At 68.5% G+C, this 10,947-nt stretch carries 11 protein-coding genes; 6 read left to right on the top strand and 5 right to left on the bottom strand.

The genetic code is table 11. From position 1 onward, the window contains the following. Positions 1-67 precede the first annotated feature (67 nt). Positions 68-1,285: an MFS transporter gene (locus ACQUSX_RS12245; RefSeq protein ID WP_428907193.1), complete on the top strand. Its 1,218-nt coding sequence runs from the start codon at positions 68-70 to the stop codon at positions 1,283-1,285. A gap of 6 nt (positions 1,286-1,291) precedes the next feature. Here ACQUSX_RS12245 and ACQUSX_RS12240 read toward each other — a convergent pair whose 3' ends face one another. Continuing rightward, complete coding sequence (locus ACQUSX_RS12240) at positions 1,292-2,377, bottom strand: cytochrome P450 (protein ID WP_428907192.1); 1,086 nt, start codon at positions 2,375-2,377, stop codon at positions 1,292-1,294. A gap of 146 nt (positions 2,378-2,523) precedes the next feature. Between ACQUSX_RS12240 and radA the strand changes: the two genes are divergently transcribed. Then, a complete protein-coding gene (gene radA, locus ACQUSX_RS12235) occupies positions 2,524-3,906 on the top strand; it encodes a DNA repair protein RadA (RefSeq protein ID WP_428907191.1) in 1,383 nt (460 codons plus the stop codon). Positions 3,907-3,930: 24 nt separating this feature from the next. On the opposite strand, the gene ACQUSX_RS12230 is transcribed toward radA, so the two are convergent. From ACQUSX_RS12230 to ACQUSX_RS12215, 4 genes are all read right to left on the bottom strand, one after another. Then, entirely contained in the window at positions 3,931-4,341 is a 411-nt protein-coding gene (locus tag ACQUSX_RS12230; protein ID WP_428907190.1) for a dehydrogenase, read from the bottom strand. A 254-nt stretch (positions 4,342-4,595) separates the two neighbouring features. Beyond that, the gene (locus ACQUSX_RS12225; protein WP_428907189.1) at positions 4,596-5,252 is read right to left on the bottom strand and encodes a hypothetical protein; all 657 of its coding nucleotides are present in this window, start codon (positions 5,250-5,252) and stop codon (positions 4,596-4,598) included. A 9-nt stretch (positions 5,253-5,261) separates the two neighbouring features. Continuing rightward, on the bottom strand, positions 5,262-5,765 hold the full coding sequence (locus tag ACQUSX_RS12220) for an amino-acid N-acetyltransferase (protein ID WP_428907188.1): 504 nt from the start codon (positions 5,763-5,765) through the stop codon (positions 5,262-5,264). A gap of 173 nt (positions 5,766-5,938) precedes the next feature. Continuing rightward, a complete protein-coding gene (locus ACQUSX_RS12215) occupies positions 5,939-8,470 on the bottom strand; it encodes an ATP-dependent Clp protease ATP-binding subunit (RefSeq protein ID WP_428907187.1) in 2,532 nt (843 codons plus the stop codon). A gap of 214 nt (positions 8,471-8,684) precedes the next feature. On the opposite strand from ACQUSX_RS12215, the gene ACQUSX_RS12210 reads away from it, so the two are divergent. From ACQUSX_RS12210 to ACQUSX_RS12195, 4 genes are read left to right on the top strand one after another with little or no spacing between them, the layout of a single operon-like run. Beyond that, on the top strand, positions 8,685-9,305 hold the full coding sequence (locus ACQUSX_RS12210) for a hypothetical protein (RefSeq protein WP_428907186.1): 621 nt from the start codon (positions 8,685-8,687) through the stop codon (positions 9,303-9,305). Next, on the top strand, positions 9,305-9,973 hold the full coding sequence (locus tag ACQUSX_RS12205) for a hypothetical protein (RefSeq protein WP_428907185.1): 669 nt from the start codon (positions 9,305-9,307) through the stop codon (positions 9,971-9,973). Before ACQUSX_RS12210 ends, ACQUSX_RS12205 begins: the two co-directional genes overlap by 1 nt. After that, positions 9,973-10,695, top strand: coding sequence for a hypothetical protein (locus tag ACQUSX_RS12200; RefSeq protein ID WP_428907184.1), 723 nt, complete (start codon positions 9,973-9,975; stop codon positions 10,693-10,695). The genes ACQUSX_RS12205 and ACQUSX_RS12200 overlap by 1 nt, the downstream gene beginning before the upstream one ends. Then, complete coding sequence (locus tag ACQUSX_RS12195; protein WP_428907183.1) at positions 10,692-10,931, top strand: helix-turn-helix domain-containing protein; 240 nt, start codon at positions 10,692-10,694, stop codon at positions 10,929-10,931. The genes ACQUSX_RS12200 and ACQUSX_RS12195 overlap by 4 nt, the downstream gene beginning before the upstream one ends. Positions 10,932-10,947 lie beyond the last annotated feature (16 nt).

The raw sequence follows: 10,947 nt of genomic DNA, 5'->3' as shown, positions 1-10,947 counted from the left end.
TCCCGGTGCCGGCTCTGGCCCTCGCGCGCCGGTCACGCTACTGTCGCCGGTATCGAAGGGATGCCAGATGACTGCACCGACCTCGTCCTCCGCACCGTCCTCGACTGATCTGAAGGGCGGATTCGCCCAAGTGCTGCTGGCGACCGTCGCGTCGACCATGGGCTTCTGGGCGTGGATGGCGATCTCGCCGCTGCAGCAGACCTATGCCACGAACATGGGGCTGGATGAGGGGCAGATCTCGCTGATGCTCGCCACCCCCGTTCTGGTCGGCGCGCTGGGCCGCATCGTGATCGGCGCGATGACCGATCGCTTCGGCGGACGGAAGATGTTCACCGCCGTGCTGCTGCTCTCGGCGCCGGCTGTGCTGCTGGTCGCTCTGGCCGGCAGCATCAACAGCTTCCCGCTGCTGCTGGTCTCGGGCTTCTACCTCGGCGTCGCCGGCACGATCTTCGCGGCCGGTGTCCCGTTCTCGAGCGCGTGGTTCCCGCCGGAGCGACGCGGCTTCGCGAACGGCGTGTTCGGCATGGGCATGATCGGCACTGCGGTGTCGGCGATGGCGACGCCGCGGCTGGCGCAGGGCATCGGCTATCTGCCCACGCATCTGCTCATCGCGGGCCTGCTGGTCGCGATGGCGGCGCTGGTCTGGTTCCTGATGCGCGAGTCGCCGGTGTGGCAGCCCAGCCGCGACAGGCTGATCCCCAAGGTGATCGGGGCGCTGAAGCTGCCGGTGACGTGGGAGATGTCGTTCCTGTACGGCATCGTGTTCGGCGGCTTCGTGGCGTTCTCGACCTTCCTGCCGAAGTACCTCACGACGATCTACCCGGAGGTCGACGTGCTCGGTGCCGGCGCCCGCACGGCGCTGTTCGCCGCGGCCGCCGTGATCGCCCGTCCGATCGGCGGTGTGCTTGCGGACCGGTTCGGACCGAAGGTCGTCACGCTGGTCTCGCTGGGCGGCATCGTCACGCTGGCGTATGTGGTCGGTCAGCAGCCGCCCGAGGGCGTGCTCACCGGTGCGGTCTTCATCCTGATGGCGGCCGCGATGGGGCTCGGCATGGGCGGCGTGTTCGCCTGGATCGGGCCGTCGACGCCGAAGGACAAGGTCGGCTCGGTCAGCGGTGTCGTCGCCGCGGCCGGCGGCCTCGGGGGCTACTTCCCGCCGCTGGTGATGGGTGCGACGTACCACCCCGAGACGAACTCGTACTCGCTGGGCCTGTGGCTGCTGGTGCTGGTGGGCGCGTTCGCGCTGGTCGTCGCCGGAATGCTGAAGGACGTCGGCCGGAAGTGAGCTGCGCTACCTCAGCACGACGGGGACGGTCGCCCACCCGCCCAGCGGCGGTTCGAAGCGCGTCGGATGCCGGTCGTCGGCGGGTTCGATCGTCGCGCCGACTTCGAGCAGCGCCATGATCACGGCGCGCAGTTCGGCGTACGAGAGGTCGCGCCCCGGGCACACGTGCGGCCCGGTGCCGAACACCACGTTGTCCCTCGCGTGCGCGACGGGATCGAAATCCGTCGAGAACACGTCGACGTCCTGATTGGCTGCGGTCCAGTCGAGCAGCACTGAGGCGCCTGCGGGGATCTGCATGCCCGACGGGGTGGTCACCGGGCAGGTCGTGACGCGCTTGTTCGCGACGAACGGGTCGTCGATGCGGAGGCACTCCCCGAGGATCGCGTCGAACTCGTCGCGGCGCGCCGTGGCATCCGATCCTCCTTCTCGGATGCCGGCGGCGAGTGCGCGCATGCGCTGCTGCCAGCGCGGGCGTTGGGCGAGCCGATGCACGACGACGCCGACGCAGCGGGCGAGCGAGCCGAGGTCGCCGGCGGTCCAGTTGCGCAGGATCGACACGATCTCGTCGTCGGTCAGCGGCCGGCCGTGCACGCGTTCATCGAGGAGGCGGTGCGTGGCATCCACCGCGCCGTCCCTGCGCGCCGCGCGGTGCGCGTCGACCTGTCGGATGACGAGCTCATCGAACTCCGCCGCGATGGTCGCGTTGCGGGCCGGATCCTGTGCACGGGCCGCGGCGTAGTTGCGCGCCATCCATTCGCGCAGCTCGGTCTCGACGGCGACGGGCCAGCCGAGCCAGCGGCACTGCGCACGCACGGCGAACGCCTCGCCGAGGTCACCGACCGCGTCGAACGGGACGCCGCGGGTGAGCGCACCGACGACGTCGCGGGCGATCCCGTCCAACAGCGGCTCCAGGTCGGCGACGATCTGCGGGGTCATCTGCCGATCCACCACTGCCCGGTACGCGCGGTGCTCATCGCCGTCCATGCCGTTGGGCACGTGCAGGTGCTGTGAGGTGCGGCTGGAGAAGGTCTCGGGATCCCGCGCGGCGGCGACCACATCGACGTGCCTGGTGAGTCGGACCTGTGCGGTCATCGTGCCCTCTCTGGATCGGCTGGGTGAGATCAGCTGGGGCCCAGCTGGGGCCCAGGTTAGCGCGGCGGCGGTGACCCGACGACCGTGAATATCCACAGCGGCCGTTGAGGCTGCGCGACGTCGGATGCCACGGATAGCCTTGGTGCATGGCCACCCGTCGACCCGCACCGCCCGCCTTCGTCTGCACCGAGTGCGGCTGGACGACGGCGAAGTGGGTGGGTCGCTGCGGCGAGTGCCAGCAGTGGGGCACGGTGCAGGAGAAGGTGAGCTCGGGCTTCGCCCGGCAGACGGATGCCGTCGCCCCCGCCGCCCACCGCACTGCGCGCCCGATCACCCAGATCACCACGGCAGATGCCCCGCGGCGCACCAGCGGCGTCGGCGAGTTCGACCGCGTGCTCGGCGGCGGCATCGTGCCGGGGGCCGCGATCCTGCTCAGCGGCGAACCCGGGGTCGGCAAGTCCACCCTGCTGCTGGAGGTCGCGGCCGCCACCGCTCGCGCCGGACGCCGCGTGCTGTACGCCAGCGCCGAGGAGTCCCCCGCGCAGGTGCGCCTTCGAGCCGAGCGCACCGGAGCGCTGCACGACGAGCTCTTCCTGGCCAGCGAGACCGACCTCGCCACGATCCTCGGGCACATCGACGAGGTGAAGCCCGAGCTCGTGATCGTCGACTCTGTGCAGACCGTGGCATCCGGCCTGATCGACGGCGCCGCCGGGCAGCCGAGTCAGGTGCGCGAGGTGGCGGCGACGCTGATCCGCGTGGCGAAGGACCGCGGACTGCCGGTGATCATCGTCGGCCATGTCACCAAGGACGGGCAGGTCGCCGGCCCTCGCGTGCTCGAGCATCTCGTCGACGTCGTGTGCCACTTCGAGGGCGACCGGCAGACCGCGCTGCGCTTCATCCGCGCGCTGAAGAACCGCTTCGGGCCGACCGACGAGGTCGGATGCTTCGAGATGACCGGAGCCGGCATCGCCGAGGTTCCGGATCCGAGCGGGCTCTTCCTGTCGCAGGGCGCCGCAGAGCCCGGCACGTGCGTCGCGATCGCGATGGAGGGGCGCCGCGCGCTGCCCGTCGAGGTCCAGGCGCTGACCATCGCCTCGAACGCGCCGAACCCCCGTCGCGTGGTGCACGGGCTGGACTCCTCGCGCGTGGCGATGGTGCTGGCCATCCTCGAGCGACGTGCGGGCATCGAGACGTCGAAGCTCGACGTGTACGTGTCGACCGTCGGCGGGGTGCGCTTCACCGAGCCCGCCGCCGATCTGGCCATCGCGATCGCCGTCGCAGGGTCGATCCGGCACGTGTCTGTCCCGCGCACGATCGCCGCCGTGGGCGAGCTGTCGCTCGCGGGCGAGATCAGGCCGGTCACGCAATCGGCGCAACGGCGCAGCGAGGCAGCCCGGCTGGGATATCAGCAGGTGCTCGACGACCGGTCGAAGAACCTGCGGACCGCGCTGGGCGATGTGCGCTCTCATGCGAAGAGCGAGCCTCGCGAGGGATCCCGTCGCCGCGAGGATGACATCCCGCCGTTCTGAGCTGCTGCGCCGTCGTGCGTCGCCTTACGCTTCGAGGGCCTTCAGGAGCTCGGCGGGCGGTGCCTGCATGGGGTGGGGGCCTGCGATGTCGAGGAAGACCGTCGTGATCGTCTCGCGGTGCGTCGTGAGGAATGACCTCAGCCACGCCGGTGAGTAGATCCCCACGCCTGGCGGCAGGTTGGCCGGCTTGTGGGTCGCATCGCTGAACAGCAGCAGCGCGACGTCGCCGGTGTTCGGGTCGCGGTAGGTCCAGACCTCGCCGCCGTCGAGGGGGTTGTCCCGAGCGCCGGGCTTGATCAGCGGCACGACCGTGTTGCCGTTGCGCAGCGCGAGGGCGACCGCGGCCATGTCCTGCTTCTCGAGCGCCTGCGCCAGCGCCTCGGAACGGAACTCCTCCGGTGCGGGGCGCTTCGCCCCTGCCCTCTTCTTCGCCATGAGTCCAGCTTATGAGTGGGGCCCTCTCGAGTCCTCCATTGGGGACTGGCGTACTCGAGAGGGCCCTCCTGATTCTCGGCGTCGCGTATGTCGAAGCGCTGGGGACGCTGATGTCGACACCACTGGGGATGGTTTACGCCACATCATGCCGGAGAACCAGACTCCATGGTATCCCAAAATATTGGTGCTGTCAGTTGAATCCTGGTGACTTTCACGCAGTTTCTGTGCGCAGTCTGTACGGCTCCATCGGCCGGTCAGCGCAGAATGATCTGCTTCGATGTTCCGCTCTTGAAACCGCCGATCTCCACGGCGACATGGTACGAGGCTCCCCCGCCCGGTGCTCGCGGGCGGTTCTTCTCGTCGCAGGTATCCACCGACGAGCGGGTGCGGTCCCAGATCACCGGCGTGGCGCTGCTGACCGTCTTCCCGGCCTCGAGCGTCACGATGGTGTCGCTGGGCTCGGTCTGGCAGTCGGTGGAGCGCCACCACTCGTCCGAGCCGCTGGTGACCGTGAACTTCTGCGTGCTGGAGCCGACGTTCATGGTGCAGTCGGGCCCGTTGTTGGTGAGCTCGATCGACAGCTGCGGCAACTCGCCGGCCGCATAGGTGTCGGCATCCGTCACCGCCACGACGCGCACATCGGCCGCCTGGCAGGCGACGATCTCGGGCGTCGCGGTCTCATCGCCGGTCGGCTCGGGGCTTGCCGACGCGCTCGCTTCCGGTGTCGCGGAATCGCTCGCCACCGGGGTCGGGGGCTGCGAGGCCGGCGCGGGATCGGCATCCGATCCGCTCGACCAGGGCTGCGCGATCGCGAGCCACACGCCGGTGCCGATCGCGGCGATCACCGCGAGAAGCACGACGACGGCGAGGAGCCGCCGACGACGGTAGACGGCGGCTGAGGGACGGGACATGCTTCCAGGCTAATTGAGGTGCTTGATCATCCTGGTGTTGCCGAGCGTGTTCGGCTTCACATGCGCGAGATCGAGGAATTCCTCGACACCCGCGTCACCGCTGCGCAGCAGCTGAGAGTACACGTCAGCGTCGACGACCTGCTCGCCGATCGGCGCGTAGCCGCGGCGAGTGAAGAACGCCGTCTCGAAGGTCAGGCAGAACAGGCGCGACAGTCCCAGCTCTCGGGCGCGGATCTCCAGCTCGTCGACGATCGCCTTGCCGACCCCGTGGCGGAGGAAGTCGTCGCGCACGAGCAGGGTGCGCACCTCGCCGAGGTCCTCCCACATGACGTGCAGCGCCCCGCACGCGATCAGCTGTCCCTCGCTCTCGGCGACCACGAACTCCTGCACCGCCCCGTAGAGCACGGCGAGGTCCTTGCCGAGCAGGATGCGTCGCTCGACCAGCGGCTCCAGCAGTGCATGGATGCCGGTGATGTCGGTGCTGCGTGCTGCGCGGACGGTGTACTCGGTCACGGTTCCAGCGTAGAACGAGCTCATGTGTGCCGGATTACTGACGCCCGCCGCTGGGGACGGCGTGTCGGCGGTTCGACACGCCGTCAGCATCCGACGTCGTCCGTGATCCGACACCGCACGGCGACGAAAACGGGCCCGGATGCCGAAGCATCCGGGCCCGTGGGGATCGCGCGTCAGTCGTTGCCGGTGGCTGCGAGATCTGGCGTCGCCGAGATGCCGCCACCGCCGGTGTTCACGCCCACAGACACCTTCTCGCCGCGCGGCGCGTGCTCGAAGTCGAACTTGCCGTCGACGACGTCGACCTTCACGTGGTCGCCCGTGTTGAGCTGGCCGTGCAGGATGCGCTCCGAGAGCTGGTCCTCGATCTCGCGCTGCATGGCGCGACGAAGGGGACGGGCGCCGAGTGCGGGATCGAAGCCGATCTCGATGAGCTTGTCCTTCGCAGAGTCCGACAGCTCCACCGTCATGTCGCGGTCGAGCAGACGCTCGCCCAGCTGCTTGGTGAACAGGCCGACGATCTGGCGAAGTTCGTCCTTGTTCAGCTGCGGGAAGACGATGATGTCGTCGAGGCGGTTGAGGAACTCGGGCTTGAAGTGGCGCTTGAGCTCTTCGTCGACCTTGCCCTTCATCCGCTCGTACGTAGTCTGCGAGTTGCCCTCGATCTGGAAGCCGACCGGGCCACCGGCGATCGCCGACGAGCCGAGGTTGGTCGTCATGATGATTACGGTGTTCTTGAAGTCGACGATGCGGCCCTGACCGTCGGTCAGGCGGCCCTCTTCGAGGATCTGCAGCAGCGAGTTGAAGATGTCCGGGTGCGCCTTCTCGATCTCGTCGAAGAGCACGACCGAGAACGGCTTGCGACGCACCTTCTCGGTGAGCTGTCCGCCCTCTTCGAAGCCGACGAACCCGGGAGGGGCGCCGAACAGCCGCGAGACGGTGTGCTTCTCGCCGAACTCGCTCATGTCGAGCGAGATGAGCGCCGCTTCGTCGTCGAACAGGAACTCGGCGAGCGCCTTTGCGAGCTCGGTCTTTCCGACACCGGTGGGGCCGGCGAAGATGAACGAGCCGGAGGGGCGCTTCGGGTCCTTGAGGCCGGCGCGCTGGCGGCGGATCGTGCGGCTGAGCGCGGCGATGGCCTCTTCCTGCCCGATGACGCGCTGGTGCAGCGCCTTCTCCATGAAGACCAGGCGCGAGGACTCCTCTTCGGTGAGCTTGAAGACCGGGATGCCCGTGGCCTGAGCCAGCACCTCGGCGATCAGGCCCTCGTCGACGACGGCCTGGGTGGCCACGTCGCCCGAGCGCCACTGCTTCTCGAGGCGCAGACGCTCGCCAAGCAGCTCCTTCTCCTGGTCGCGGAGAGCCGCGGCCTTCTCGAAGTCCTGCTCTTCGCTCGCGGCCTCCTTGTCCTGCCGCACCTTCGCGATGCGCTCGTCGAACTCGCGCAGCTCGGGCGGGGAGGAGAGGATGCTGAGGCGCAGGCGCGCGCCGGCCTCGTCGATCAGGTCGATGGCCTTGTCCGGCAGGAAGCGGTCGGAGACGTAGCGGTCGGCGAGGTTCGCCGCGGCGACGATGGCGCCGTCGGTGATCTGCACCTTGTGGTGCGCCTCATAGCGGTCGCGCAGCCCCTTGAGGATGTTGATCGCGTGCGGCAGCGTCGGCTCGTTCACCTGCACCGGCTGGAAGCGGCGCTCGAGCGCGGCATCCTTCTCGAAGTACTTGCGGTACTCGTCGAGGGTGGTGGCGCCGATCGTCTGCAGCTCGCCGCGTGCGAGCAGCGGCTTGAGGATGCTGGCGGCGTCGATCGCGCCCTCGGCTGCGCCCGCACCGACGAGGGTGTGGATCTCGTCGATGAAGACGATGATGTCGCCGCGGGTGCGGATCTCCTTGGTGACCTTCTTCAGGCGCTCCTCGAAGTCTCCGCGGTAGCGGGAGCCGGCGATGAGCGAGCCGAGGTCAAGTGAGTAGAGCTGCTTGTCCTTGAGCGTCTCGGGGACGTTGCCCTTGACGATCGCCTGGGCGAGCCCCTCGACGACGGCGGTCTTGCCGACACCGGGCTCGCCGATCAGGACGGGGTTGTTCTTGGAGCGGCGGGAGAGGATCTGCATGACCCGCTCCGCCTCCTTCTCGCGGCCGATGACGGGGTCGAGCTTGCCGTCGCGCGCAGCCTGGGTGAGGTTGCGACCGAACTGGTCGAGCACCTGCGAGCCGCCCTGCGCGGCCGCGGGGCCGTCGTTCGCCTGGGCGCCGACGGACGCGGTCTCGCGCCCGGGTGCGCCGGAGAGCAGCTGGATGACCTGTTGGCGGACCTTGTTCAGGTCGGCGCCGAGCTTGACGAGCACCTGCGCTGCGACACCCTCGCCCTCGCGGATGAGGCCGAGCAGGATGTGCTCGGTGCCGATGTAGTTGTGGCCGAGCTGCAGTGCCTCGCGCAGGCTCAGCTCGAGCACCTTCTTGGCGCGCGGCGTGAAGGGGATGTGGCCGGACGGCTGCTGCTGCCCCTGGCCGATGATGTCCTGCACCTGCTCGCGCACGGCGTCGAGAGAGATGCCGAGGCTTTCGAGCGCCTTCGCTGCGACGCCCTCACCCTCGTGGATGAGGCCGAGCAGGATGTGCTCGGTGCCGATGTAGTTGTGGTTGAGCATCTTCGCCTCTTCTTGGGCGAGGACGACGACACGACGGGCGCGGTCCGTGAATCTCTCGAACATGCTGTGACTCCTTTTCGCACGGGGCGAAGCGGCTGTGATGCCTTGTACATCGAGAGTAACGACCGCAAGGTGCCTGATCGGCCGTGTTCGCCGTCGGCATAGTGGGGTTGCTTTCCGCCGGTCGGGGCGCCCGAGCCCCACCCCTTGACGCGTATATCGACTGTCGTTATGTTAACGACTAGCGATAACAACGAATATCGATATGGAGAAGAACATGAGCATGAACCACAGGCCGTCGCGGGCCGACGGCTTCGGGCTCGGCCTGATCGCCACCGGCGCCGTCAGCATCGCGGTCGCGGCGCTGGTCGCCGTGATCAAGGGCGCATTCGAGGTGTTCGGCGCCGCCGTGACGGTGCGGATGCCCGTCTCCGGGGAGGCCGTTTCGGCGTTGGCCGGGGTGGATGGCATCCGATCCGCCGACTACTCGCACGCCGACGTCACCTTCTCGTCTCTCTCGGCGGGTGCGCGGTGGATGCTGCTGCTCGAGGGCGCCCTGCCGGCTCTCGCGACCATCGGCGTGTGCGCGGTGGCGTGGTGGCTGGGCGTCTCGCTGATCCGCGGACGGCCGTTCCGCGGAACCATGTCGACGACCATCGGCATCACCGCGTGCCTCGTCACCGCAGGCGGCCTGTTCGGGCAGTTGTCCGGCGCGGTGGGCCGCGCGATGATCACTGATTCGCTGGCATCCGACGACCCGGCGATCTACGACACGTTCGCTGCGTTCTCGATGGATCTCGACCTGGCGCCGATCGGGTGGGGCTTCGCGCTCGCGCTGATCGCGATGGCGTTCGCGACGGGGACACGGATGCAGCGCGACACGGAGGGTCTGGTGTGATGGACACGAATGGTTACGCCGCGCGAAGTGGCGCGCTGATCGTCGCGCTGGCGCTCGGCGCGCTGCTGCTGCTCGGTTCGGCGATCAGCGCCGTGCCGAGAATCACCGGATACTTCACCGGATATTGGAACGGCCACAGCGACCTGCTGACGGGGCGCGAGCCGTCGATCCGGATATCTGACCCGAGTGACGTCGACCGGGTCGACTACAGCGGGATCGTCATCGTCAGCGATCAGACGCTGCTGTTGCCGCGTGTGCTGCAGGCTGCCGCGGAGGGTCTCGGCATTCTCGTCGTCGTGGGCGGCGGTGTGCTGACGGTGATGCTGGCGGTGCGGATGCTGCGCGGCAGGCCGTTCGCGCGGATGCTGGCGTGGGGGCTCGGCTCGGTCGGCGTTCTGGCGATTCTCGTCGGTGCAATTGCGCCACAGCTGCAGGCCTGGGCCGTGGATGCCGCCGTGCGCGAGCTCGGCTATGAGGTGTCCGCCGGATTCGACGGAACGCTGACTCCCGATAGTCCGGAGGTGATCGCGCTGCCGCTGTGGGATCCATTGTGGGTGCTCGATCGCGTGGATATGACGCTGGTGCTTCTCGGCGTCATCATCGCGATCGTCGGGTTGCTCATCGCTGACGGCGTGCGTATGCAGCGCGACACGGAAGGATTGGTGTGATGCAGCTGACTTCGGATGACTTGTTCTCGGGGCTGTCGATGCTCGCGCTGGTGCTGGTGATCGCCGGCCTGGTTGTCGGATTCTCGATCGCGCGGGCGCGGCGGCACGGCAGCACGACACTGGCGCTGGATGTGACGCGGAACGCGTCGTGCGTCTTCTTGGGGCTGTGCTGCGCTGGTGTGGTGCTGCCGGTGTTCAGCGCCCTCGACCCGAACAGCATGTCGCTGGAGGGCGACGTCGCTCAGTGGGTGACCCAGGTGCAGGATCAGGTGCTCAGCCCGGTGTGCCCCTTCGATGACGACGTAGCGAATCTTGCCGAGACGGCTTTGTGCGGAACCTGGCTGTCGAACGCGCCGCTCGCGCCGCGCCTCGTGCTGTGTCTGGGCAGGGTGCTGTCCGTGCTGGCATCCGGAGCGATCGCGTGGGCGATCTACAACGCGACCCGCCGCGCAGGTGCGCGTGAGCCGTTCCATCGCAGCGTCTCGCGTACGTTCGGGGTTGTCGCGATCATCGTGATGGTCGCGGGCGCGCTGGGCGAGCTGGTGCAGCAGATCGCCATGACGATGGCGGCACGGAGCCTGGAGTGGTCCGACGATCTGCTGCCGCCGTTCAGTCTCAGCATCCCGCTGTGGCCGTTCGCTGTGGCGGTCGGTCTGTTCGCACTGTCGGCGATCTTCCGGTACGGCGCGGTACTGCAGCGCGAGACGGAGGGGTTGGTATGACTCCCGCGGACTCGGACGACGAGCTCACCGGCATCCACTGCCGTCTGGATGAGCTGCTCGCCGAGCGGAACATGACGCTGACTGAGTTGAGCGCGCGGGTGGGTGTCAGCATCGTCAATCTGTCGGTGCTGAAGAACGATCGGGCGCGGGCGATCCGCTACTCCACGCTGCGGGCGATCTGCGACGCGCTGGAGTGCGAGGTGGGCGACCTGCTGGTGCTCGCGCCGCGCGCGTGAGCGGCGCGGGAGTCTT

Source organism: Microbacterium alcoholitolerans, from assembly GCF_050408615.1.
In the GTDB taxonomy this organism is placed as follows: domain Bacteria; phylum Actinomycetota; class Actinomycetes; order Actinomycetales; family Microbacteriaceae; genus Microbacterium.
The sequence above is the reverse complement of the archived record's forward strand: the minus strand, read 5'-3'. Positions and strand labels throughout refer to the sequence as shown.